The sequence below is a fragment of the Nonomuraea sp. NPDC003560 genome (genome assembly GCF_042878785.1).
Classification (GTDB): Bacteria; Actinomycetota; Actinomycetes; order Streptosporangiales; family Streptosporangiaceae; genus Nonomuraea.
In genome coordinates, this window is sequence record NZ_JBIAOF010000012.1 from 316,662 (window position 1) to 339,771 (window position 23,110).

21 protein-coding genes are annotated in these 23,110 nt (G+C 70.6%); 16 read left to right on the forward strand and 5 right to left on the reverse strand.

Going from position 1 to position 23,110, the window contains the following annotated elements; genetic code table 11:
• The first annotated feature begins 14 nt into the window (after positions 1–14).
• Positions 15–3,827: a LamG-like jellyroll fold domain-containing protein gene (locus ACFYUV_RS39225; protein WP_387678196.1), complete on the forward strand. Its 3,813-nt coding sequence runs from the start codon at positions 15–17 to the stop codon at positions 3,825–3,827.
• Here the strand turns inward: ACFYUV_RS39225 and ACFYUV_RS39230 are convergent.
• Both ACFYUV_RS39230 and rfbC read right to left on the reverse strand, forming a co-directional pair.
• Positions 3,824–4,654 carry a glycosyltransferase gene (locus tag ACFYUV_RS39230; RefSeq protein WP_387678199.1) on the reverse strand — a complete coding sequence of 277 codons (831 nt, stop codon included), beginning with the start codon at positions 4,652–4,654 and terminating at the stop codon, positions 3,824–3,826. The genes ACFYUV_RS39225 and ACFYUV_RS39230 overlap by 4 nt on opposite strands.
• Positions 4,648–5,205, reverse strand: coding sequence for a dTDP-4-dehydrorhamnose 3,5-epimerase (gene rfbC, locus ACFYUV_RS39235; protein WP_387678202.1), 558 nt, complete (start codon positions 5,203–5,205; stop codon positions 4,648–4,650). Before rfbC ends, ACFYUV_RS39230 begins: the two co-directional genes overlap by 7 nt.
• Positions 5,206–5,301: 96 nt before the next feature.
• Between rfbC and ACFYUV_RS39240 the strand changes: the two genes are divergently transcribed.
• From ACFYUV_RS39240 to ACFYUV_RS39285, 10 genes are all read left to right on the forward strand, one after another.
• Positions 5,302–6,507 (forward strand): class I SAM-dependent methyltransferase, encoded by a 1,206-nt coding sequence (locus tag ACFYUV_RS39240; protein ID WP_387678349.1) that lies wholly within the window; start codon positions 5,302–5,304, stop codon positions 6,505–6,507.
• Positions 6,504–7,283: a sugar phosphate nucleotidyltransferase gene (locus ACFYUV_RS39245; RefSeq protein WP_364327144.1), complete on the forward strand. Its 780-nt coding sequence runs from the start codon at positions 6,504–6,506 to the stop codon at positions 7,281–7,283. Before ACFYUV_RS39240 ends, ACFYUV_RS39245 begins: the two co-directional genes overlap by 4 nt.
• Entirely contained in the window at positions 7,280–7,927 is a 648-nt protein-coding gene (locus ACFYUV_RS39250; RefSeq protein WP_352364726.1) for a PIG-L deacetylase family protein, read from the forward strand. Before ACFYUV_RS39245 ends, ACFYUV_RS39250 begins: the two co-directional genes overlap by 4 nt.
• Complete coding sequence (locus tag ACFYUV_RS39255; protein ID WP_387678206.1) at positions 7,927–8,943, forward strand: NAD-dependent epimerase/dehydratase family protein; 1,017 nt, start codon at positions 7,927–7,929, stop codon at positions 8,941–8,943. The genes ACFYUV_RS39250 and ACFYUV_RS39255 overlap by 1 nt, the downstream gene beginning before the upstream one ends.
• On the forward strand, positions 8,940–10,205 hold the full coding sequence (locus ACFYUV_RS39260) for a DUF4910 domain-containing protein (protein ID WP_387678209.1): 1,266 nt from the start codon (positions 8,940–8,942) through the stop codon (positions 10,203–10,205). The genes ACFYUV_RS39255 and ACFYUV_RS39260 overlap by 4 nt, the downstream gene beginning before the upstream one ends.
• The gene (locus ACFYUV_RS39265) at positions 10,193–11,182 is read left to right on the forward strand and encodes a hypothetical protein (protein WP_387678212.1); all 990 of its coding nucleotides are present in this window, start codon (positions 10,193–10,195) and stop codon (positions 11,180–11,182) included. The genes ACFYUV_RS39260 and ACFYUV_RS39265 overlap by 13 nt, the downstream gene beginning before the upstream one ends.
• Positions 11,183–11,211: 29 nt before the next feature.
• Positions 11,212–12,687 (forward strand): oligosaccharide flippase family protein, encoded by a 1,476-nt coding sequence (locus ACFYUV_RS39270; protein WP_358290067.1) that lies wholly within the window; start codon positions 11,212–11,214, stop codon positions 12,685–12,687.
• 15 nt (positions 12,688–12,702) lie between these two features.
• Entirely contained in the window at positions 12,703–13,581 is an 879-nt protein-coding gene (locus ACFYUV_RS39275; protein WP_387678215.1) for a glycosyltransferase family 2 protein, read from the forward strand.
• Between the two features lie 7 nt (positions 13,582–13,588).
• A complete protein-coding gene (locus tag ACFYUV_RS39280; protein ID WP_364327123.1) occupies positions 13,589–14,410 on the forward strand; it encodes a hypothetical protein in 822 nt (273 codons plus the stop codon).
• Positions 14,411–14,531: 121 nt separating this feature from the next.
• Positions 14,532–15,377 (forward strand): hypothetical protein, encoded by an 846-nt coding sequence (locus ACFYUV_RS39285; protein ID WP_387678218.1) that lies wholly within the window; start codon positions 14,532–14,534, stop codon positions 15,375–15,377.
• Positions 15,378–15,383: 6 nt separating this feature from the next.
• Here the strand turns inward: ACFYUV_RS39285 and ACFYUV_RS39290 are convergent, their stop codons facing one another.
• On the reverse strand, positions 15,384–16,511 hold the full coding sequence (locus ACFYUV_RS39290; RefSeq protein ID WP_387678221.1) for an acyltransferase family protein: 1,128 nt from the start codon (positions 16,509–16,511) through the stop codon (positions 15,384–15,386).
• Positions 16,512–16,654: 143 nt separating this feature from the next.
• Between ACFYUV_RS39290 and ACFYUV_RS39295 the strand changes: the two genes are divergently transcribed.
• From ACFYUV_RS39295 to ACFYUV_RS39305, 3 genes are read left to right on the forward strand one after another with little or no spacing between them, the layout of a single operon-like run.
• Positions 16,655–17,527 carry a hypothetical protein gene (locus tag ACFYUV_RS39295; RefSeq protein ID WP_387678224.1) on the forward strand — a complete coding sequence of 291 codons (873 nt, stop codon included), beginning with the start codon at positions 16,655–16,657 and terminating at the stop codon, positions 17,525–17,527.
• Positions 17,528–17,536: 9 nt separating this feature from the next.
• Positions 17,537–18,268 carry a hypothetical protein gene (locus ACFYUV_RS39300; protein WP_387678227.1) on the forward strand — a complete coding sequence of 244 codons (732 nt, stop codon included), beginning with the start codon at positions 17,537–17,539 and terminating at the stop codon, positions 18,266–18,268.
• Complete coding sequence (locus ACFYUV_RS39305; protein WP_387678230.1) at positions 18,265–19,659, forward strand: O-antigen ligase family protein; 1,395 nt, start codon at positions 18,265–18,267, stop codon at positions 19,657–19,659. The genes ACFYUV_RS39300 and ACFYUV_RS39305 overlap by 4 nt, the downstream gene beginning before the upstream one ends.
• On the opposite strand, the gene ACFYUV_RS39310 is transcribed toward ACFYUV_RS39305, so the two are convergent.
• Together ACFYUV_RS39310 and ACFYUV_RS39315 are read right to left on the reverse strand one after the other, a co-directional pair.
• A complete protein-coding gene (locus tag ACFYUV_RS39310; protein WP_387678233.1) occupies positions 19,548–20,096 on the reverse strand; it encodes a dTDP-4-dehydrorhamnose 3,5-epimerase family protein in 549 nt (182 codons plus the stop codon). The genes ACFYUV_RS39305 and ACFYUV_RS39310 overlap by 112 nt on opposite strands.
• A 94-nt stretch (positions 20,097–20,190) precedes the next feature.
• Entirely contained in the window at positions 20,191–21,114 is a 924-nt protein-coding gene (locus ACFYUV_RS39315; protein ID WP_387678236.1) for a glycosyltransferase family 2 protein, read from the reverse strand.
• 106 nt (positions 21,115–21,220) lie between these two features.
• Between ACFYUV_RS39315 and ACFYUV_RS39320 the strand changes: the two genes are divergently transcribed.
• Both ACFYUV_RS39320 and ACFYUV_RS39325 read left to right on the forward strand, forming a co-directional pair.
• Positions 21,221–22,036, forward strand: a complete 816-nt coding sequence (locus ACFYUV_RS39320; protein ID WP_358290041.1) for a 2OG-Fe(II) oxygenase — start codon at positions 21,221–21,223, stop codon at positions 22,034–22,036.
• Positions 22,033–22,953, forward strand: a complete 921-nt coding sequence (locus tag ACFYUV_RS39325) for a hypothetical protein (protein ID WP_387678239.1) — start codon at positions 22,033–22,035, stop codon at positions 22,951–22,953. The genes ACFYUV_RS39320 and ACFYUV_RS39325 overlap by 4 nt, the downstream gene beginning before the upstream one ends.
• The last annotated feature ends 157 nt before the right edge of the window (positions 22,954–23,110 follow it).

Below are 23,110 nucleotides of genomic sequence, written 5' to 3' on the forward strand. Positions count from 1 at the left end.
TCAAGGGGGTTCCCGTGTTACGGCGGCTTCGCCATGCGCTCCTTTCCGTCCTGCTGATCACGACCGGGCTGGCGATCGTCGCGCCGCCGCCCGCGCAGGCACTGCCGGGCAGCTTCCAAAGACAGGTGGTCTTCAGCGGCCTGACCAATCCGACCAACATCGAGTTCGCCTCGGACGGCCGGGTGTTCGTCGCCGAGAAGAGCGGCCTGATCAAGGTCTTCGACTCACTCACCGACACCACGCCGGAGATCTACGCCGACCTGCGCACGCAGGTGCACAACTTCTGGGACCGCGGGCTCCTCGGCCTGGCCCTGCACCCGGACTTCCCGGCCGACCCGCGCATCTACGTGCTCTACTCCTACGACGCGGTGCCCGGCGGCAGCGCGCCGCGCTGGGGCGCCGCGGGCGTGAGCGCCGACCCGTGCCCGACCCCGCCCGGCGCGACCGGTGACGGCTGCCTGATCACCGGGCGGTTGTCCGTGCTGACGCCCTCGGGCGGCTCGGTCGCCGAGACGCCGCTGATCACCGGCTGGTGCCAGCAGCACCCCAGCCACTCCGTCGGCGACCTGGCGTTCGGCCCCGACGGCATGCTCTACGCCAGCGGCGGCGACGGCGCCAGCTTCAACTTCGCCGACTACGGCCAGGACAACGTGACCAGCTCCGACGTCACGCCGGACAACCCCTGCGGCGACCCGCCCTCGCCCGTGGGCACCGCGCTCAGCCCGCCGGCCGCCGAGGGCGGCGCGCTGCGCTCGCAGGACCTGCGCACCGGCGGCGACCCGGCGGGCCTGAACGGCAGCATCATCAGGGTCGACCCGGACACCGGCGCGGCCGCTCCCGGCAACCCGAACGCGGGCAGCAGCGACCCCAACGCGGCCAGGATCATCGCCTACGGCCAGCGCAACCCGTTCCGCATCACCGTACGGCCCGGCACGAACGAGATCTGGGCGGGCGAGGTCGGCTGGAACACCTACGAGGAGATCAACCGGATCGCCTCGCCCACCGGCCCGGTCAGCAACTTCGGCTGGCCCTGCTACGAGGGCCCGGCCCGGCAGGGCGGCTACGACAACCTGAACCTGACGCTCTGCGAGAACCTGTACGCGGCGGGCCCGACGGCCGTGACGCAGCCGTACTTCGCCTGGAACCACGCCTCCAAGCCCGCGCCGAACGACCCGTGCCCGTCAGGCGGATCGTCCTCCAGCGGCGTCGCGTTCTACGAGGGCGGCTCCTACCCGCACGCCTACGACGGCGCGCTGTTCTTCTCCGACTTCAGCAGGTCGTGCGTCTGGGTCATGACCAAGGGCGCGAACGGCCTGCCCGACCCGGCCACGGTGACCACGTTCGACTCCGGGATGCCCGCCGTGGAGGTGCAGACCGGCCCCGGCGGCGACCTGTTCGCGGTCGACTACACCAACGGCCAGATCATCCGATACCTGTACAACAACACCCCGCCGACCGCCGTCATCGGCGCCAGCGCGACCTCGGGCAACGCGCCGCTCACGGTCAACTTCACCTCCGCCGGATCCACCGACGCCGACGGCGACCCGCTCACCTTCCGCTGGGACCTGGACGGCGACGGCGACCACGACGACTCCACCTCGGCCACGCCCTCCTACACCTACGCGCAACCGGGCTCCTACGTGGTCAAGCTGCGGACCGACGACGGGCGAGGCGGCCAGGGGAACGCGACCGTCACGATCAACGTGAACAACACGGCCCCCACGGCGACCATCAACTCCCCGTCGCCCTCGCTGACGTGGGCCGTCGGTGACACGATCACGTTCTCCGGCACCGGCACCGACGCCCAGGACGGCACGATCCCCGGCTCGCGGATGCAGTGGAAGCTGATCATGCATCACTGCCCCAGCACCTGCCACGAGCACGAGATCACCACCTTCACCGGCACCGGCGGCTCCTTCGCGCCGCCGGACCACGAGTACCCCTCGCACCTGGAGCTCAGGCTGACCGTGACCGACGCGCACGGCCTGACCGACACCAAGAGCGTGCTCCTCCAGCCGAAGACGGTGAACCTGACCTTCCAGACCGTGCCCGCCGGGCTGCAACTGGGCTTCAACAGCGAGCAGACCGTCGCCCCCTTCACCAGGACGGTGATCGTCGGCTCGCACAACTCGGTCTCCGCGCCCTCGCCGCAGAGCTCCGGCGGCTCCAGTTACACGCTCACCTCCTGGTCCGACGGCGGCGCGGCCACCCACAACGTCACGGCGCCGGCCACCGCGGCGACCTACACCGCGACCTACCAGCAGTCCCAGGTGCCGGACGGCCTGGTGGCGGCGTACGGCATGGACGCGGGCACAGGCACGGCGGTCGCCGACGCCTCGGGCAAGGGCAACAACGGCACGGCCGCGAACACGACGTGGTCCCTGACCGGCAAGTACGGCCAGGCGTTGTCGTTCGACGGCACGTCGAGCTGGGTGACGGTGGCCGATTCCAGCTCTCTCCACCTGACGAGCGGGATGACGTTGGAGGCGTGGGTGCGTCCGGCCAGTGTGACCGGGTGGCGGACGGTGTTGATGAAGGAGTTCGGGGCGGATCTGGCGTACGCGATCATGGGGAGCGGCGGCAGTGGCCCGGCGGCGTTCATCTACACGTCTTCGGGGGCGAATGCTCCGGCGGCGTCCAATCTGCCGTTGAACACCTGGAGTCATGTGGCGGCGACCTATGACGGGTCGACGTTGCGGATGTTCGTCAACGGCACGCAGGTGGCGGCCAATCCGACGGTCGGCAGCCTGCGTACCGGGACGAGCCCGTTGCGGATCGGCGGGAACAGCGGTTCCGGCGAGTACTTCAGCGGTCTGATCGACGAGGTGCGGGTCTACAACAAGGCGCTCACCGCCGCCCAGATCACCACCGACATGAACACCCCGGTCGGGCAGCAGGGGCCGCCCGACACCCAGCCGCCCACCGCGCCCGGCTCCCTGGCCGCGACCGGCGGTCAGGGCAGCGCCCAGCTCACCTGGACGGCCTCGACCGACAACGTGGCCGTCACCGGGTACACCGTCCACCGGTCGGCGACCGCCGGGTTCACGCCGTCCGGCGCCAACCAGGTGGGCTCGACCGCGAGCACGTCGTTCACGGACTCGGGGGTCGCGGCGGGCACGTACTACTACCGCGTCGTCGCCTTCGACGGCTCCAGCAACACAGGGCCGCCGTCCAACGAGGCATCGGCGGTGGTGACCCAGCCGCCCACGGTCAGCGGGCTGGTGGCGGCGTACGGCCTGAACGCGGGCACCGGGACGGCCGTCGCCGACGCCTCCGGCAACGGCAACAACGGCACCCTCACCGCGGCGACCTGGACGACCGGCAAGTACGGCCAGGCGTTGTCGTTCGACGGAACGTCGAGCTGGGTGACGGTGGCCGATTCCAGCTCTCTCCACCTGACGAGCGGGATGACGTTGGAGGCGTGGGTGCGTCCGGCCAGTGTGACCGGGTGGCGGACGGTGTTGATGAAGGAGTTCGGGGCGGATCTGGCGTACGCGATCATGGGGAGCGGCGGTAGTGGCCCGGCGGCGTTCATCTACACGTCTTCGGGGGCGAATGCTCCGGCGGCGTCCAATCTGCCGTTGAACACCTGGAGTCATGTGGCGGCGACCTATGACGGGTCGACGTTGCGGATGTTCGTCAACGGCACGCAGGTGGCGACCAATCCGACGGTCGGCAGCCTGCGTACCGGGACGAGCCCGTTGCGGATCGGCGGGAACAGCGGGTCGGGCGAGTACTTCAGCGGTCTGATCGACGAGGTGCGGGTCTACAACAAGGCGCTCACCGCCGCCCAGATCACCACCGACATGAACACGCCGGTCAGCTAGCTCCGGCTGCTCTCGTCGCGCAGCCAGGTGGTGTAGTCGCCCGCGCGGATCGCGCGGGCGGCCCGCCGCCTGGCCAGCACGGCCATCGCGGCGAAGACCACCGCCGCGCCCGCCAGGCGCGGCTCCTTCGCCACGATGGCCGCCAGGTCGCGCGGGCCGGTGCGCTCGCCCGCGCCGGCCGAGGTCCGCTCCAGCTCGGTGACGCTGGTCATGGCGCGGACCCGGCGGCGCAGCAGGTCGGCGACCGTGCGCGGCGGATGGATCACCGCGCGGGCGGTGCCGACGATCACGCGTTCGCCGGGCGTGAACGCCAGCGAGGCGGTCAGGTCGTCGGCCATCACCGGCGGCAGCGCGCGCAGCCGCTCGTTGCCCGCGCCGTTCACCGCGATCACGCCCCGGGCGAACAGCCCGGCGCGGACGTGCGGCAGCCGCGTCCAGATCGCGTAGTAGGCGCGCACCGGCCACGGGCGGTCGGCCAGCGCCAGGTCCCGCTCCGGCGCGGCGGCGAGCGGCCCGTCCGGCGCGGCCAGCACGGCCGCCAGCGCGCGCGCCGAGGCCGTGCTGAGCTCGACGTCGGCGTCCACGTACAGGCGGGGGTAGCCGCGGGCGGCCGCGTCGCCCAGGCGCAGCGCCGCGCTCTTGGACGGGACGGGCGTGGTCAGCACCCGGACGTCGTACGGCCGGGCCACCTCCGCCGTGCCGTCGGTGCAGCCGTTGGCCACGACCACCACGTCGAACTCGCCGGGCGCCGCCTCGCCGAGCAGGCCGTCCAGCAGCCGGCCGAGCACCTTGGCCTCGTTGTGGGCCGGGATCACGACGCTCACCACGACGGGAGGATCCCCGCGTCGCGGGCCTGCTTGAGCGTGGGGGCGGCGGCGTCCTTCGCCGACAGGACCGGCTCCACGTCGATCGGCCACTCGATGGCGAGGTCGGGGTCGAGCGGGTGGATGCCGTGCTCGTGGGCCGGGTCGTACGGGGAGGAGCAGAGGTAGACGACCGTGGCCGACTCGCTGAGGGCCATGAAGCCATGACCTAACCCCTCGGTCAGGAAGATGCCCTGGCGCGAGACGTCGTCCAGCCGCACCGCCTCCCACCGCCCGTACGTCGGCGAGCCCACGCGGACGTCCACCACGACGTCCAGGGCCTCGCCCGCCACGCACATGACGTATTTGGCCTGGCCGGGCGGCACGTCGGCGAAGTGGATGCCGCGCAGCACGCCCCGGCCGGAGACCGAGCAGTTGACCTGGGCCAGCTCGATCGAGCGCCCTGTCGCCTCCCGCAGGTCGGCGGCGCGGAAGCTTTCCAGGAAAACGCCCCGGGGATCGCTGAGGATGCGGGGGGTGTAGAGCAATGCTCCATCGATGCTCAGGCGTTTCATGAAGACACTTGTAACACTCATTGCCGCTCACCCGAAGTATGGCTGTGGGTTTCCAAAGGGGGAAATCTTGTCATTTCTGGGTGGGGCCCTTTGTTGATGACATCGTGCCGGTTGTGCGGCTCGACGGACCTGGTCGGCGTGGTGGATCTCGGGGCGACACCGCCCTGTGAGCTCTTCCTCACGGCGGAACAACTCGATCAGCCCGAGCTCACCTATCCCCTTCATCTGCGGGTTTGCACGGGCTGCTGGCTGGCCCAGATCCCGCCGTTGATCACACCGGAAGAGACATTCACCGAATACGCCTACTTCGCGTCATTTTCTGCCTCCTGGGTGGAGCACGCGCGGCGGTTCGTCGACACGGCCGTGGAACGGTTGAAGCCGTCGTTCGTGGTCGAGGTGGCCAGCAACGACGGCTACCTGCTGCAGCACGTGGTCGGACGCGGCATCCGGTGCCTCGGCATCGAGCCGTCGGCCAACGTGGGGCAGGCGGCCAAGGACAAGGGCGTGCCGACGCTCACCGCGTTCCTGACCCCGGAGACGGGCGCGTCGGTGCGGGACGGGAACGGTCCCGCCGACCTGGTGGTGGCCAACAACGTCTACGCGCACATCCCCGACGTCATCGGCTTCACCAAGGGGCTGCGCGCCCTGGTGGCCGACGACGGATGGGTCTCGATCGAGGTCCAGCACCTGCTCACGCTCGTGGAGCTGAACCAGTACGACACGATCTACCACGAGCACTTCCAGTACTACACGGTGGCCTCCGCGCAGCGGGCGCTGGCGAGCGGCGGCCTGACCCTGGTCGACGTCGAGCTGCTGCCCACCCACGGCGGGTCGATCCGGCTGTGGGCGCGGCCCTCGGGCAGCCCGTCCGGCCGGGTGCTCGACGTGCTCGCCAGGGAGAAGGCCGCCGGGCTGCACGACCTCTCCGGTTACGCGGGGTTCGCGGAGCGGGTCGCCCGCGTCCGCCGCGACCTGCTCCGATTCCTGATCACCGCCGCCGAGGAGGGCAAGACGGTCGCCGGGTACGGCGCGCCGGGCAAGGGCAACACGCTGCTCAACCACTGTGGCATCCGGCCGGATCTGCTGGCCTACACCGTGGATCGCAATCCGTACAAACACGGCAGGTTCACGCCGGGCACCAGGATCCCGATCGCTCCGCCGGAGCGCATCGCCCAGGACCGTCCGGACTATGTGCTGGTCCTGCCGTGGAACCTGCGCGAAGAGCTCACCGCTCAGCTCTCCTATGTGCACGAATGGGGAGGCCGGCTGGTCTTCCCGATCCCACACCTGGAGGTCGTGTGAAGGTTGTCTTGTTCTGCGGAGGATTCGGCACCCGGATGCGGACCGGTGTGCCGGGCGAGGTGCCCAAACCGATGGCGCTCGTCGGTCCGCGACCGCTGCTCTGGCACGTGATGCGCTACTACGCCCACTTCGGACACAAGGAGTTCATCCTGTGCCTGGGGTACGGCGCCCACCACATCAAGGACTTCTTCCTCGGCTACCAGGAGGCCACCTCCAACGACTTCGTGCTGCGCGGCGGCAAGGTCGAGCTGCTGTCGAGCGACATCTCCGACTGGTCCATCTCGTTCGTGCAGACCGGGACGGACTCCCCGATCGGGGAGCGGTTACGCCGGGTCCGCAGCCATCTGGGCGACGACGAGGTGTTCCTCGCCAACTACGCCGACGTGCTCACCGACGCGCCGCTGCCCGAGATCATCGACCGGTTCACCGAGTCCGGCGCGGCCGCCTCGATGATGGTGGTGCCGCCGTCCCAGACCTTCCACTGCGTGGACGTCGGCGAGAACGGGCTGGTCGGCGGCATCTCGCCGGTCAGTGAGATGCCGGTGTGGGTCAACGGCGGCTACTTCGTGCTGACCCAGGAGATCTTCGAGCACATCCCGGAGAACGGCGACCTGGTCGCCGACGGCTGCGCCGAGCTGGCCAAGCGCGGACGCCTGCTGGCCTACCCCCATCGCGGCTACTGGCGGCCCACCGACACCGTCAACCAGCGCATGGAGCTGGACGAGGCGTACTCGCGCGGCGTGCGCCCGTGGGCTCTGTGGGAACGGTCCCGGTGATCGGACTGCGTCCCGGGGGCGTGACCTCCGTCGTGGCGCTCGCCGCGCACTGCGACGACCTGGCGATCGGAGCCGGCGGCAGCCTGCTGACGATCTGCGCCGCCCGTCCCGGCGTGCGGGTGGACGCGCTGGTGCTGTCCGGCGGCGGGACCGAGCGGGAGGACGAGGAGCGCGCCGCGCTGGCCGACTTCTGCCCCGGCGCGGACCTGCGGGTGAGCGTGCTCAAGCTGCCCGACGGCTACCTGCCGGCCCGCTGGGAGGAGGCCAAGGCGGCGGTCGAGGAGCTGCGCGCCCGCACCGAGCCCGGCCTGATCCTGGCGCCCTGGCGCGGCGACGCCCACCAGGACCATCGGGGGCTGGCCGAGCTGGTGCCCACCGCCTTCCGCGACCACCTGACGCTCGGCTACGAGATCGTCAAGTGGGACGGCGACCTGGCCGCCCCCGCGGTCTACCAGCCGCTCACGCCGGAGGTGGCCGAGCGCAAGGCGGACCTGCTCCAGCGCCACTACGCCTCGCAGCGGCACCGCCCCTGGTACGACCGCGAGGCGTTCCTGGGGCTGGCCCGCATCCGGGGCATCGAATGCCACACGCGGTACGCCGAGGCGTTCCACGTGTCCAAGCTGACCGTCGATCTGGAGAACTGATGCGGGTACTTCTCACCGGCCACCAGGGCTACCTGGGCAGCGTGATGGCCCCCGTCCTGGCCGCGGCCGGGCACCAGGTCGTCGGCCTGGACTCCGGCCTGTTCGCCGACTGCGTGCTCGGGCCTGAGCCCGAGCCGGTCGAGGCGCACGCCGTGGACCTGCGCGACGCCGGGCCCGAGCACGTCGCCGGGTTCGACGCGGTGATCCACCTGGCCGCCCTGTCCAACGACCCGCTCGGCGCGCTCGCGCCCGACCTGACCTACGACATCAACCACCACGCCTCCGTACGGCTGGCCAGGCTGGCCAGGGACGCGGGCGTGCGCCGCTTCCTGTACGCCTCCACCTGCTCGGTCTACGGCGCCTCCGGCGGCGCGGACCTGCTGGACGAGGAGGCCCCGCTGCGCCCGGTCACGCCGTACGCCGAGTCGAAGGTGCGGGTCGAGGACGACCTGACCGCGCTGGCCGACGACGACTTCACCCCGGTGTTCCTGCGCAACGCCACCGCCTTCGGGTTCTCGCCGAGGCTGCGCGCCGACATCGTGCTGAACAACCTGGTGGGCCACGCGCACCTGACCGGCGAGGTCCGGGTGTTGTCCGACGGAACCCCGTGGCGTCCGCTGGTGCACGCCAGGGACATCGCCGACGCGTTCGCCGCTGCCCTGACCGCGCCGCGCGAGGCCGTGCACGCCACGGCCTTCAACGTGGGCACCGAGGCCAACAACGTGACCGTGGCCGAGATCGCGGCCGAGGTGGTCGCGGCCGTCCCCGGCTCGACGCTGACGATCACCGGCGAGACGGGCGCCGACCCGCGCTCCTACCGCGTCGACTTCTCCCGGATCAGGTCCGCCCTGGGCTACGAGGCCCGCTGGACGGTCAAGGCGGGCGCCGTCGAGCTCATCGACGCCTACCGCGAGCACGGCCTGACCCGGCACGACTTCGACCGCCGCTTCACCAGGCTGGCCCGGCTCGCCGACCGGCGCGAGGCCGGCACCGTCGACGCCACCCTGCGGCCATGACCGGCCCGGAGATGCACGACCTGGTACGGCGGCTGTATCCGTTGTGCCGCAGCATCACCGGCGACGGCCTGCGCCGCACCCTGGAGATCATCGGCGGCTCGCTGCCGCTGGAGATCACCGAGGTGCCGACGGGCACGCAGGTGCTCGACTGGACGATCCCCCGCGAGTGGAACATCCGCGACGCCTACCTCAAGGACGCCGCCGGGAACCGGGTCGTCGACTTCCGGCGGAGCAACCTGCACGTCGTCGGCTACAGCGCGCCGGTCGAGGCCACCATGTCGTTGGCCGAGCTGCGCGGGCGCCTGCACACGCTGCCTGGCCAGCCGGACCTGGTGCCGTACCGGACCAGCTACTACGCCGAGACCTGGGGCTTCTGCCTGAGCCAGAACACCCTGGACGGGCTGGCGGACGGCCCGTACGAGGTCAGGATCGACTCCACGCTCGCCGACGGCCACCTGACCTACGGCGAGCACGTGATCCGGGGCCGCAGCTCGGAGGAGGTGCTGATCTCCTGCCACGTGTGCCATCCCTCGCTGGCCAACGACAACCTGGCCGGGGTGGCGGTGGCGGTGTCGCTGGCCCAGCGGCTCCTCGACCCCTGGTACACCTACCGGTTCGTGTTCGCGCCCGGCACCATCGGCGCGATCACCTGGCTGGCGCTCAACCGCGAGCGCGTGGACCGGATCAGGCACGGCCTCACCCTGGCCTGCGCCGGGGACGCCGGGACGATCACCTACAAGCGCAGCAGGCGCGGCGACGCCGAGATCGACCAGGTCTTCGCGCACGTGCTCAAGGACCGGCCGCACACCCTCCTGGACTTCTCGCCCTACGGCTACGACGAGCGGCAGTACTGCTCGCCGGGGTTCGACCTGCCCGTGGGCTCGCTGACCAGGACGCCCTACGGGGGTTACCCGGAGTACCACACCTCGGCCGACGATCCGGACTTCGTGCGGCCCGAGGCCATGGAGGACACCCTGGAGACGCTGTGGAGCGCCGTGCGGGTCCTGGAGGGCAACCGCCGCTACCAGAACCTCAGCCCGTACGGCGAGCCCCAGCTCGGGGCGCGCGGCCTGTACGGCTCGCTGGGCGGCCGCAGTGACACGAAACAGGCCCAGATGGCGATGTTGTGGGTGCTCAACCTTTCCGACGGGCGGCACAGCCTGCTCGACATCGCGGAACGGTCGAACCTGCCGTTCCAGGCATTGGCGGACGCGGCGAACGCCCTGCAGAACGCGGGCCTGCTGAAGGAGTGGGTGGATTGAGCCTGGCGCTGAAAGTCGGCGACGTGGTCGAGGTTCTCAGTGCTGAAGAGATCCTGGCGACCCTCGATGAGCGCGGAGAGCTGGACAGCCTCCCGTTCATGCCGGAGATGCTGCGGTTCTGCGGGCAACGGCTGACCGTCCACAAGGTGGCCAACAAGCTCTGCGACACGATGACCAGGACCGGGATGCGGAAGATGGAGGACGCCGTCCACCTGACCGGCTCCCGCTGCGACGGCACGGCCCACGGCGGCTGCCAGACGGCCTGCCTGCTCTACTGGAAGACGTCCTGGCTGCGGAAGGTCGACGGGCCGCCCACGGCCGAGGAGCGGGTCCGTCCCGAGCGGCCGCTGCTGCCGCTGCTGGAGGTCAACACCCGCAAGGAGCCCGCGCCGGACGGCGAGGAACGGTTCCGCTGCCAGGCGACCGAGCTGCTGCGAGCCGCCCCCGAGCTGCTTCCGTTCCGCGACCTGGGCCAGTACGTCGCGGACGTCCGGGTGGGCAACGCCGGGATCGCCTCGACCGTCCGGACGTTGTTCTTCGGCCTGTTCAACCGCTACCAGCGGCTGTCCAGGAGGTTCCCCCGGGCGCTGCGCTTCAGGGGCGGCCTGGACTGGGGGTTCGTGCAGCCCGGCCCGCACACCGGCCCGGCCCCGACCGGGACGACCGACCTCCAGCCGGGCGAGCTGGTCCGGATCAAGTCCAAGGACGAGATCGTCGCCACGCTCACCACCAAGGGGTTCAACCGGGGGCTGGGCTTCGAGGAGGACATGGCCCGGTCGTGCGGCAAGGTCGCCCGGGTGACCGCGCGGGTCGAGCGCTGCATCGACGAGAAGACCGGAAAGCTGCTTGAGATGAAAAATCCGTGCATCGCCTTGGACGGAATCATCTGCGACGGCGTGTACAAGTCCAACTGCCCCCGCGCGTTCATCCCGTTCTGGCGGGAGATCTGGCTGGAGCGGGTCAACGAGCAAAAGTAGCGGGTCAACGAGCAAAAGTAGGGCACAGCATGGTGGATCAGGCGAGCCCGGACATCAGTGACATTGGGCGCAAGGCGGGTCGAGGGGCGGTGTGGAGCCTGCTCGGCACGCTCGTCACCCGTGCGGGCTCGTTCATCCTCGGGCTGATCCTGGCCCGGCTCCTCGCGCCCGCGGACTTCGGCACGTACGCCGTCGCGCTCGCGGCCACCCAGTTCGTCATGGTGGTCAAGGACGTCGGCGTCATGTCGGCCGTCGTGCAGTGGCGCGGCCGGCTGGAGGACATCGCGCCCACGGCCACGACGCTCACGATGATCTCCGCGCTCGGCCTGTACGGACTCTTCTGGGTCGGTGCGCCGTACTTCTCGGCGCTGGCCGGCAGCGCGGAGGCCACCTCCGTGGTGCGCATCCTCACCGCGGTCATCCTGGTCGAGGCGGTCACGGCGGTGCGCAGCGCGGCCCTGCTGCGCTGGTTCCGCACCGGCAAGAACGCCAAGGCGGTGCTCGCGGGCTTCCTGGTCAACGCGCCGGTGGCCATCGTGCTCGCGGTCAACGGCGCCGGGGCCTACAGCTTCGCCTGGGGGCAGCTCGCCGGGGCCGTGGTCACCGGCGTCTTCATGCTGATCTACGCCCGGCTGCCCTACCGGCTGGGGTTCGACCGGAACGTCGCGGGCCGGCTGCTCAGGTTCGGGATCCCCTCGGCGGCCGGGATCGCCCTGGAGGTCCTGCTGCTCAACGTGGGCTACATCATCGTCGGCAACATCATGGGCGATGCGTGGCTCGGGTTCTACCTGATGGCGTTCAACGTGTCGAGCTGGGTGCCCGGCATCATCGGCAGCGCCATCCGCATGGTGTCGATCGCCGGCTTCTCCCGGCTGGCCGAGCGGGACGAGGAGTCGTTGTCGATCGGCGTCCAGCGCAGCGTGCCGCTGCTCATCGCCATGGTGCTGCCGCTGGCGGTGTTCATGGCGGTGCTGGCGCACTCACTGATCATCTTCATCTACGGCCCGCAGTGGGAGCAGTCCGCCGGGGTGCTGCGCTTCCTGGCGGTCCTGATGGTGGTGCGCATGCTCACCGCCTTCGCGCTCGACATCCTGAACGGCCAGGGCGCCACCCGCTCGACCGTCTGGATGAACCTCGGCCACGCCGCGGCGATGATCCCGGCCGTCATCGCCGGCACGCACCTCGACGGCATCCGCGGCGCCGCGATCGGCCAGGCCGCCGCCGCCGTGCTGGTCGCGCTGCCGCTCGCGATGATCGCCGTGCAGCGGGCGGGGGTCCGGCTCGGGCCGGTGCTGCCCGGTCTCGTACGCCCGGCGGTCGGGGCGGTGGTCTGCGCCGCCGTCATGCTCGGCCTGGCGAGCCTGACCCACGGCAGCCCGTTCGTCCAGCTCGCCCTGGCCGGCGGCGGCGGACTGCTGGCGTACGTGCTGGTCGTGGTGACCCGTGACCAGTTCCACCTAGTGAGCGCCCGTCTGGTGCGGCTGCTGCCCGCCCGCGCGCGCTGACCCCGAGGAGAGACGATGCTGGTGTCCATCGGAATCCCGGTACGCAACGGCGCGGACCGGCTGGAGACGGCCGTGCGCTCCGCGCTCGCCCAGGATCACGCCGAGCTGGAGGTCGTGATCTCGGACAACGCCTCCACCGACGGCACGCAGGAGCTCTGCCGCGAGCTGGCCCGCCAGGACGACCGCATCGCCTACCACCGCCAGCCTCACGACCTGCACGTGGTCGGGAACTTCGTGGAGGTGCTGCGCCGCGCACGCGGCGAGTTCTTCCGCTGGATGGGCGACGACGACCTGCTCGAACCCGACTACGTCTCGCGCACGCTGGAGCCGTTCCTGGCCGACGAGCGGCTCATCCTGGTCACCTCCGACGTCCGGTACACCGGCGCGGACGGGACCGTCCACGAGCCGCGCTACCGCGGCACCCGGATGCTCTCCGACGACCCGGTCGACCGCCTCGACGAGCTGTGGGACGTGGTCACGACCCAGCACCACGGCCTCGACCCCCTCTACGGGCTGATGCGGCGCGAGCGGGTGGCCGCCGTGCCCAGACCGCTGATGATCCGCGAGGACGAGGTCTACGCCACCATGCTCGCGCTGACCGCGCCCTGGGGGCACGTCCCGCAGGTGCTGGCCCATCGCAACCTGCGCGAACGCCGTCTGTCCGGGATCGCCGCGGCGCTCGGCGTGCCCGCCTGGACCGCCCATTTCGCCACCACGCTGCAGTTCCGGGCCATGCACCGGGCCCTCGGCGGCACGGAACTGTCGGCGGAGCAACGCGCCCGCGCGCGGGCCGTGCTGCTGCGCACGTACTGGCGGCGTCAGCAGCAGATGCTGACGCACCGCAGCCGCAAGATCGCCGGGTTGGCCGCCCGACTCGTCTCCTCGAAAGGGTGAAACCCTCGTGCTGATTCGCATCGTGCGGCTGCTCATGCAGCCGGGCCGCATCCTGCTGGCCGTCCTGCGGCGCCTGCCGTTCGGCTCCCACGAGCTGCGCTGCGCGCTCGACCTCTATCCGCGGCCGCACTACGCGTACGGCGTCCAGCAGGCGGCCGAGCTGGCCAGGCGGCTCGGCGTCGGCCGGATCAGCGTGGTCGAGTTCGGCGTCGCCGGCGGCGCGGGCATGGTCGAGCTCAACCGCATGGCGGCGCTGGCGACGGCGGCGACCGGCGTCAAGATCGACGTGTACGGCTTCGACACCGGCGCCGGCCTGCCCAAGCCCACCGACTACCGCGACCTGCCCTACATCTGGCGCGAGGGCGACTTCGTCATGGACGTCGAGGCCCTGCGCGCCCGCCTGGGAGCGGCGCACCTGATCCTGGGCAACATCGAGGACACCGTCGGGGAGTTCCTGGACGGCGAGCACCCCGCGCCCATCGGCTTCGTCTCGATCGACGTGGACTTCTACTCCTCGACGGCGGCGGCGCTCAGGCTGTTCGCCGGCGACCACCGCTACTTCCTGCCCCGCGTGTTCGTCTACCTGGACGACACCGTCGGCGACGACGACCAGGTCATCCACAATGACTACGTGGGCGAGCTGAGCGCGATCCGGGAGTTCAACGAGGACAACAAGGCGATGAAGCTGGCCCCGATCCACGGCCTGCGGCACAAGCGCCCGGTCCCCGCCCCCTGGAACGACAACATCCAGGCGCTGCACCGGTTCGACCACCCCGACTACTCGACCTATGTCGCCCGTCCGGACACCGAGACACAATTGCCGCTGTAATTCCCTGTAACGAAGAAGCGGGCACCGGCGAGAGAAAGGAAAAGAACGACGCGAGGGGGTAAATCTCGCTATGTCCGTTATATTAACCAATAGCCGAATTCGGGATGATGTTCGGCGCCAAATGATCTTCAAAGGGGACGTGTTCCTCTACTCCGCCACCCCCGCCTCGACCAAGCTGATCGAGTTCGCCCGCGAGCTGATCGAGGAGGCGTTCGGAGCACGCGACCCCCAGACCGCCCAGCACGAGATGCCGGTGGAGGACTTCGCCGCGCTGCTCGCCGAGCTCAAGCCCCGCTTCATCCATCATCCCACCAGCAAGAAGCTGATCCGCGCCCTGCTGGAGGAGCTCGGCATGGCGCTGGACGAGACGTACTTCGACGTGCCGCGGCTGCGCACTTCGACCGCCGACCACTACCTCGACTCGGGCATCTCCTACGCCTACCACGCGCACAGGGACTGCTGGTACTCCGCGCCGTTCTGCCAGGTCAACTGGTGGATGCCCATCTACGAGGTGGTCCCGGAGAACGTCTTCGCCCTGCACCCGCAGTACTTCGACCGTCCCGTGCTCAACGGCAGCGGGCGCTACGACTACGCGGAATGGACCGCGGTGAGCCGGCCCACCGCCGCGCAGCACGTCCACAGCGACACCAGGGAGCAGCCCAAGCCGGAGGAGGCGCTCGACCTCGACCCCGAGCTGCGGCTCGTCCCGGAGCCGGGCGGCATGATGCTGTTCTCCGGTGCGCACCTGCACTCCACCGTCGCCAACACCTCCGGCAGGACCCGGTTCAGCATCGACTTCCGCACCGTCCACATCGACGACGTCCGCTCGCGCGCCGCCGCCCCCAACGTGGACGCCGCCTGCCGCGGCACCACTCTGCGCGACTTCCACCGGGCCGACGACCTGTCGCGCATCCCCGAGGAGCTCGCGGCGGCCTACGAGGCCGAGGCGCTGGCGAAGATCACCTGATCCGGGTCACCTGAACCGCGCCCGCGCGGCCTCGCGCAGGCTCCGCCAGCCTCTGTGCCGCTGGAAGGGCAGCTCGAAGACGGACGCGAACAACCACGCCACTCCCACGCTCGCCGGCACGGCCAGGGCGAGCGTGAGGAGGAAGGCGGGCATCCCCGGCGGCACGCGCGGCGCGACCACCAGCCGGTTGACCATGACCACCAGCGGCGCGTGGATCAGGTAGAGGCTGTAGGAGAACGAGCCGAGCCGCCGTACCGGACGGGTGTCGAGCAGCCGGACGAGCCAGGAGGGCCGGCCCGTCGCCACGCCGGCCAGCAGCAGGCCCGCGGCGGGCCCGACCGCGAGGTCCACCCAGAAGAAGTGCCCGACCACCCACTCAGGACCGGCCACCACGACCAGCGCGAGCACCGGCAGCGCGGCCGCCGCGGCCAGCCAGTGCCAGGGCGGCCGCCCGGTGCGCTCCGACGCCCGCACCACCCCGGCGCACACCGCGCCCACGGCGAACAGCGCGGCGAACTGCGGGGTCAGCCGCATCAGCAGCTCCACGGCCGGCACGTACGGCGCCAGCGCTCCCACGGCCACCACGACCAGCGTCACCGCGCCCAGCATCACCGCCGCCCCCCACCGGCGCAGCACCAGCACCATCAGCGGGAACACCAAGTAGAGCTGGGCCTCGACGGCGATCGACCACATGGCGCCGTTGGGGCTGGGGGAGCCGAAGACGTCCTGGAGCAGCAGGCCGTAGATGAGCACCGACTGCCCGGTGGGCGCCTGCTGGCCCGGCTGCGGGATGACCGTCCACGCGATCACCAGGCTGAACAGCAGCGCCGCCCAGTACGGCGGCAGGATGCGCCAGGCCCGCCGGTTGAAGAACGTGGGGATGCTGCCCAGCCGCCAGCCGGACCGGGCGGGCGAGACCGCGAGGGAGAACCCGGACAGCACGATGAACACCACGACCGCGAAGTGCCCGTAGAGCAGCCACCCCGTCCACCAGGGCGCGTCGTTGACCGGGAACCCGGGGAACGACAGCAGCCAGCAGTGGTGCAGGACCACGAACAGCGCGGCCAGCCCCCGTAACCCGTCGAGTCCGGCGAGCCTGCTCCGCGTCGCCGGACGCTCAGTTGACAGCCCCACCGAAAAGCCCCCGTCGCCGTAGTCGTAGGTCTATCGCGGCGATCACGTCCGATGTAACCGATCTGGGGGGATGTAACGTCTGCCAGTGATTGGGCGATGGTCCGCTATAGGGCAAGTTCGCTGATGCGGGGGAACGTACCAAAATGGAGTTCTGGAAGGCGATCCTTGGTCTTCTCCGACGAATTCTGATAGGCCCGCCGCTGATCCTCCTGTCGATCCTGGTGGGCGGCGTGGTGTACCTCGTCCTCCCGGCCCACTACACGACCGACGTCTCCCTCGTCCTCGCGACCCCGGTGAACGGCGGCACGGTCAACAGCGACAAGACCAAGCAAGGGCTGACCAACCCCTTCCTCTCCTTCAACGACGCGCTCAAGACCGGTGCCAGCATCGTCATCCTCGCGATGAACACCCAGGACGTCTGGACCGAGCTCGGCGCCCCCAAGGACGGCCCGACCGAGATCACCATCGACGACGGGCGCACCAACCCCAACGTCTTGGACATCAACGGGCCCTACATCTACATCAGGGTGGACAGCGAGTCCCCGCGGCAGGCCACGACCGTGCTCATGGCGGCCCGCGAGCGCGTGGCGAGCGAGCTGTTCAAGTGGCAGAAGACGCTCGGCGCGCCGCCGAACACCTTCATCACCTCCACCGACATCGTGCCGCCCTCCAAGCCCGAGGCCGACCACAGCGCGAACTGGCAGGGGGCGATCGGCGGCGCGCTGCTCACCCTGTTCCTGGGCCTCGGCATCGCCTACGGCGTGGTGGTCCGGCGCCAGCCCCGGCAGCGCCGGCAGCCCGAGCCCGCCGCCCCGGCCGCGCCTCCCGCCGCCGCTCCCGTTGCGATTCCGGTTCCGGCGCCCGAGCCGGTCGAGGTCCAGGCGGCCGAGCCCGCCGAGCTCCCGGTCCTCGACGAGGACAGCTCGGCCACCATGGAGTTCCCCGCCTACCGGGCCGGCCCGCTGTCGCCCGTCCCGGGGCCGAGGAAGGCGAACCAGGACGACGGCGAGAAGTGAGGGCCCGCCATGGACTTCTGGGCGACGGCGAAGATCCTGTTCAAGCGCTGGTACGTGACGGTCCCCGCGTTCCTGCTCACGGTCGTCACGGCCCTCGGCGTCTTCGCCGTCGCGCCCAAGACCTTCATCTCCAGCTCGGCGCTCGTGCTGACCCTGCCGGTGACCGGCGGCAGCGTGCCGAGCGACCCCAAGTTCCCCAATCCGCGCACCAACCCCCTGGTCTCCTTCGACCAGGGGCTCAGCATGACCTCCTCGATCCTCATCCAGGCGCTCAACACCCCCCGGACGGCCGCCGAGGTCGGCGCGCCCATCGGCGGCGACGTCACCCTCAAGATCACCAGCGGTGGCACCAACCCCGAGCTGATGCCCGCGACCCCGTTCATCGTGATCATCTGTGAGGCGCCGACCGCCGAGCTGGCCCACGGCATCGTCGTGAAGGTCACCGCCCTGGCCCAGAAGGAGCTGCGGGCCCGGCAGCAGCAGGTCAAGGCGCCGCCCGCCACGTACGTGACCGCCACCGTCGTGGTGCCGCCGACCGCGCCCGACGAGAAGAAGGGCAGCCGCATGCGCAGCGCCGTCATCACCGGCGCGCTGGCGTTCTTCATGAGCCTGTTCGCCGCCTTCGCCGTCGAGAGCTTCGCCCGGCACCGCCGTTCGCGCCGCCGGTCCGGGGGCGGTCCCGTGCGGTTCGAGCCCGCGCTCGCCAACGGCGCCAGGACGCCGGCGGGACACGAAGGATGACCGGCACCGTCCTGCCGCGGCGCGCCGACGGCGCCACCCTGGCCTGCCTGTTCGTGCTGTTGCTGCTGATCCTGCCGGCCCGCCTGGCGGTCGCCGGGCTGCCGCTCTCGCTCACCCCCGCCGAGATCATGGCCCTGTTCATGGGCGTGGTGTGGGTGTGCGCCCAGATGGTCGGCACGACCGGCGTCGCCAAGGGCGGCAACCCCGTCCGCACCTCGATCTTCGTCTACGGCATGCTCCTGCTGGCCGTCTACGGTTACACGACCTACCGCTACCTGCCCTCCGACGAGCTCAACCTCGCCGACCACACGCTGGTGCTCTACCTGGGGTACGCGAGCCTGCTGCTGGTCATGTGCGACGGGATCGGCAGCCGCGAGCGCCTCGACTTCGTGCTCAAGGCGGTCGTCATCGGCGGCACGTTCGCCGCGATCGTCGCGTTGCTGCAGTTCCGGCTGGACTTCGACCTGACCGAGTACATGCGCGTCCCCGGCCTGCGCCACTCCTCGGTCGAGGAGGTGCCGACCGTGATCTCCCGCTCCGACCTGCGCCGGGTCGCCGGCACGCTCGGCCACCCGATCGAGTTCGGCGCGCTGTCGGCGATGCTGCTGCCGCTGGCCGCCCACCTCAGCTTCCAGGCGCGCAGCCGGGGCCAGGCCGCGACCCGCTGGTGGATCTGCGCGGCCGTCATCGCGGCCGGCCTGATGTTCTCGGTCTCCAGGACGGCCGTGCTCGGACTGGCCGGGGCCGGGCTGATCCTGCTGCTCGGCTGGTCCAACCGGCGGCGGATCGTCGCCATCGGCGCGTTCGTGGTGTTCCTCGGCTTCATGAAGGTGCTGGCGCCGGGCCTGATCGGCACGTTCTACAACCTGTTCGCCGGCGCGGGCGAGGACAGCAGCGTCATCTACCGCACCCACGACTACCCCTTCGCGATGCGGGAGTTCGCCAAGAGCCCGTTCTTCGGCCGCGGCCTCGGCACCTGGTACCCCTTCAAGCACCAGGTGTTCGACAACCAGTACCTGCTGTCCCTGGTGGAGACCGGGGTGGTCGGCGTGCTGGGGTTCGTCGGCGTGATCGGGTGCGGGATCGTCGTCGCCCTGCGGGTGCGCCGGATGAGCGCCGATCCGAACGTGCGCAACCTCGGCCTGACCATCGCCGCCTGCCTGGTGATCCCGCTGCTCGGCGCGGCCACTTTCGACCTGCTGTCCTTCCCCGGCATCACCTGCGTGCTGTTCCTGCTCGTCGGCGCGGCCGGGGCGCTGATGCGGTTCGAACGCCGTGATCAGGCGGCCAGGACGGCCCTGAGCTCCTTCCACGAGCCCGCCGACCTGTCGCGCTCGCTGATCGCGGTCACCGGCAACGGCCACGGCAGCGCGAGGTCGGGGTCGTCGTAGCGGACCGCCAGGTCCTCGGCCGGGTCGTGCTCCCTGTCGATGCGGTAGCAGACGTCGGCCTGCTCGGTCAGCGCCTGGTAGCCGTGCAGCACGCCCGGCGGCACGTACAGGTTGGCGAAGGTCACGTCGTCGAGCCGGACGGCGACGTGCGAGCCGAACGTCGGCGATCCCGGCCGCGCGTCCACCAGGACGTCCAGCACCGCGCCGCGGGCCGCGCGCACCAGCTTGGCCTCGCCGCGCCCCGACCGGCCGTGCATGCCCCTGATCGTGCCGAGCCGCGAGCGCGACTGGCTGTCCTGGACGAACGCCGTGTGGTCCAGCCCGTGCTCGGCGGCGATCACGGCGTCGAAGGTCCTGGTGAACAGGCCGCGGTCGTCGTGGCTCGGCGTCGGCACGAACAGCAGCGCGCCTTCGACCCCCAGTCGCTCGACTCTCATCGTGTTCCTCTCCTGTGGAAGGGCCCGCGGCTCCTGTGGAAGGGCCCGCGGTTCCTGTGGAAGGGCCCGCGGTTCCTGTGTGAGGGCCCGCGGTTCAGCCCGGCAGGGCCCGCAGCCGGCGGGACGGCCTGAGCAGCGCCACGACCGAGGCCCTGGCCGTACGGCGTCCGGCCGCCGCCCGCATCGCCTCGCCGAGCAGCACCGCCAGGTAGAAGCCCGCGGTCGCGACCCGGCCCCGGCGCCGCCGGAACAGCCGGACGCGGTTGACGGTGAGCAGCGCGGCCAGCATCGGGCTGGTCTTGGCCTCGCCGCCGATGTGCTCGACCACGGCGGCCGGCTCGTACCAGAGGGTCCAGCCGGCGTCCGCGGCGCGCAGCGCGTACTCGGTCTCCTCGCTGTAGAGCAGGAAGGACTCGTCCCAGGGGCCGAGCCGGGCCAGCGCCGTGGCCGAGACGAGCATGGCGGCGCCGGTGGCCCAGTCGGCAGGCCCGGGACGTTCGTAACGGGCCGGATCGACGACCATCTCGCCCAGCGTGCCGATCCGGCCCGCCAATCGGCCGCCGACCAGCGACTCGGCCAGCGCGCGGCGTACCGCGGGCGTGCGGCGCAGCGAGTGGTGGAGCACCCCCTCGGTGCTGACCAGCCGAGGGACCGCGATGCCGGTGCCGGGCCGGTCGAGAGCCGCGGCCAGCACGGCCAGCGCGCCGGGACGCAGGCGGCAGTCCGGGTTCAGGACGAGCACCGCGTCGAGGTCGTCCAGGTCGAGCGAGGCGACCCCGGCGTTGATCGCCGCGGCGTACCCGGCGTTCCGGCCCACCTGAAGGGGCCGTACGGGCAGGCCGGCGGCGTGTTCGGCGATGGCGAGCGAGTCGTCCTTGGAGGCGTTGTCGGCCACGACGACGTCGGTGAGCCGGACCCCCTTCGCGCCCTCGGGCAGGGAGGCCAGGCAACCGCCGAGGACCGGCGCGCTGTTGTAGGTCACGATCACGATCGCGACTCGGGGAGAGCCGGGCGTCACATGTCGCCATCGGCGGCCGGGAATGGATCGTTACAGGTAACAGAAGGCACTGATGAGGCGATGAGGAGGTAGGGGCCGGGTGTCGTAGGAGACGGAGACACATTCCATGCAGGATCTGCAGGCTTTCACCTTCCACCGGGACGAGCTGTTCCCGCTGGCGGACAAGTACTCCGAGCAGTTCCGTACCGCCTCGCCGTTCCGTCACGTGGTCATCGACGACTTCCTGCCGCCCGAGGTGCTGGAGCCCGTCCTCGACGAGTTCCCCGAGCCGCGCGACGCCACCTGGCAGCGGTTCGACAGCGCGCGCGAGGTGAAGCTGGCGCTGGCCGACACCGAGCGCATGGGGCCGGCCACCCGGCGCCTGCTGGCCGAGTTCAACAGCGGCGTGTTCGTCGAGTTCCTGGAGCGGCTGACCGGCATCACGCAACTGGTCTCCGACCCGCACTTCGAGGGCGGCGGCCTGCACCAGATCCGGCCCGGCGGCTTCCTGAAGGTGCACGCCGACTTCAACCGCAGCCGCCGGCTCAACCTCGACCGCCGGCTCAACGGCCTGCTCTACCTCAACAAGGACTGGCAGGAGAGCTACGGCGGCCACCTGCAGCTGTGGAACAAGGACATGACCGAGTGCGAGGGCAAGATCCTGCCGGTCTTCAACCGGTTCGTGCTGTTCGCCACGACCGACGACGCCAACCACGGCCACCCCGACCCGCTCACCTGCCCGGACGACCGGGCCCGCCGCTCGATGGCGCTCTACTACTACTCCAACGGCAGACCCGACGACGAGGTCACCGACGACCACACCACGCTGTTCAAGCAGCGGCCGGGCGAGGCGTGGAAGAGCAACCTGCGCCAGGTCGCCAAGCGCTGGACGCCGCCCGCGCTGGCCGACCTCGTCGGCGGCCGGAGGACCAAGGGCGAGTGAGGCCGTACGTCCGAGGGGGCTGGTGCCTGGTCGCGGTCCTGGTCGTGCTGCTGGGCGGCTGCACCGGGTCCCCCGGCGGGCCCGAGGTCACCCGGTCGCCCGCCGTGGCCACGTCCAGGCCGGGCACGCCGACGCCGTCGAAGCCGGCCGAGCAGGGCTGGCCGGGCGCGCACAACACCGGCGTGCCCGAGGGGGTGGCGCTGCGCAAGTCAGGATCGATCCGGGTGACCAGGAACGGCACGGTGATCGAGGGCGTCGAGGTGACCGGCTACATCACGGTCGAGGCCGACGACGTGGTCATCCGCAACACCCGGGTGCGCGGCACCAAGGGCTGGTGGGGCATCCTCCAGCGCGAGGGACGCACCGGCCTGACGGTCGAGGACACCGAGATCTTCGGCAACGGCAGGGCACGCACCCAGTTCGGCATCCTCAACCAGGGCAAGCTGATCACGATCCGCCGCGTGGACGTCCACACCATCTCCAACGGCATCCTGACCCAGCAGGGCCTGGTCGAGGACTCCTACGTGCACGACCCGAAGTACTACTCCGGCGACCACACCGACATGATCATGTCCACCGGGCCGCCCGCGCCCGGCACCGAGCTGGTCATCCGGCGCAACACGGTGATCAACACCCTCGACCAGACCGGCGCCATCGCCCTCTTCCAGGACTTCGGCGTGGTCAAGGACGTGACGGTCGAGGGCAACCTGCTGGCCGGCGGCGGCTGGTCGCTGTACGCCGGGGCCGGGCTGAAGGGGAAGTCGTCCAACATCAAGGTGATCGGGAACGTTTTCAGCCGCCGCGTCTGGCCCAAGGGCGGAGCGGCGGGGCCGGTTTCATATTGGGATAAAGACGGGCCCGGAAATCGGTGGCAGGGGAACACCTGGGAAAACGGCGGCACTGTGACGCCGGGATGACGCCTCTCTGTCGGATTTGCCGCGATAGATGAGAAACATGAGCTTGTTGTGAATTTGGAGGATAACGAGTTTATTTCGGTAAAAGGCACCACTTCTTCTTTCGGCATGGCTACTCTCTCCCCTTGGGGGACTCGGACTCGGCCACGATCGGAAGGAG

Bases quoted from the DNA above. Each gene is read 5' to 3' on its own strand.
- rfbC (WP_387678202.1), bottom strand. From the start codon at position 5,205: ATGAAACGCCTGAGCATCGATGGAGCATTGCTCTACACCCCCCGCATC.
- ACFYUV_RS39240 (WP_387678349.1), top strand. From the start codon at position 5,302: ATGACATCGTGCCGGTTGTGCGGCTCGACGGACCTGGTCGGCGTGGTG.
- ACFYUV_RS39255 (WP_387678206.1), top strand. From the start codon at position 7,927: ATGCGGGTACTTCTCACCGGCCACCAGGGCTACCTGGGCAGCGTGATG.
- ACFYUV_RS39260 (WP_387678209.1), top strand. From the start codon at position 8,940: ATGACCGGCCCGGAGATGCACGACCTGGTACGGCGGCTGTATCCGTTG.
- ACFYUV_RS39270 (WP_358290067.1), top strand. From the start codon at position 11,212: ATGGTGGATCAGGCGAGCCCGGACATCAGTGACATTGGGCGCAAGGCG.
- ACFYUV_RS39275 (WP_387678215.1), top strand. From the start codon at position 12,703: ATGCTGGTGTCCATCGGAATCCCGGTACGCAACGGCGCGGACCGGCTG.
- ACFYUV_RS39285 (WP_387678218.1), top strand. From the start codon at position 14,532: ATGATCTTCAAAGGGGACGTGTTCCTCTACTCCGCCACCCCCGCCTCG.
- ACFYUV_RS39295 (WP_387678224.1), top strand. From the start codon at position 16,655: ATGGAGTTCTGGAAGGCGATCCTTGGTCTTCTCCGACGAATTCTGATA.
- ACFYUV_RS39300 (WP_387678227.1), top strand. From the start codon at position 17,537: ATGGACTTCTGGGCGACGGCGAAGATCCTGTTCAAGCGCTGGTACGTG.
- ACFYUV_RS39305 (WP_387678230.1), top strand. From the start codon at position 18,265: ATGACCGGCACCGTCCTGCCGCGGCGCGCCGACGGCGCCACCCTGGCC.
- ACFYUV_RS39310 (WP_387678233.1), bottom strand. From the start codon at position 20,096: ATGAGAGTCGAGCGACTGGGGGTCGAAGGCGCGCTGCTGTTCGTGCCG.
- ACFYUV_RS39320 (WP_358290041.1), top strand. From the start codon at position 21,221: ATGCAGGATCTGCAGGCTTTCACCTTCCACCGGGACGAGCTGTTCCCG.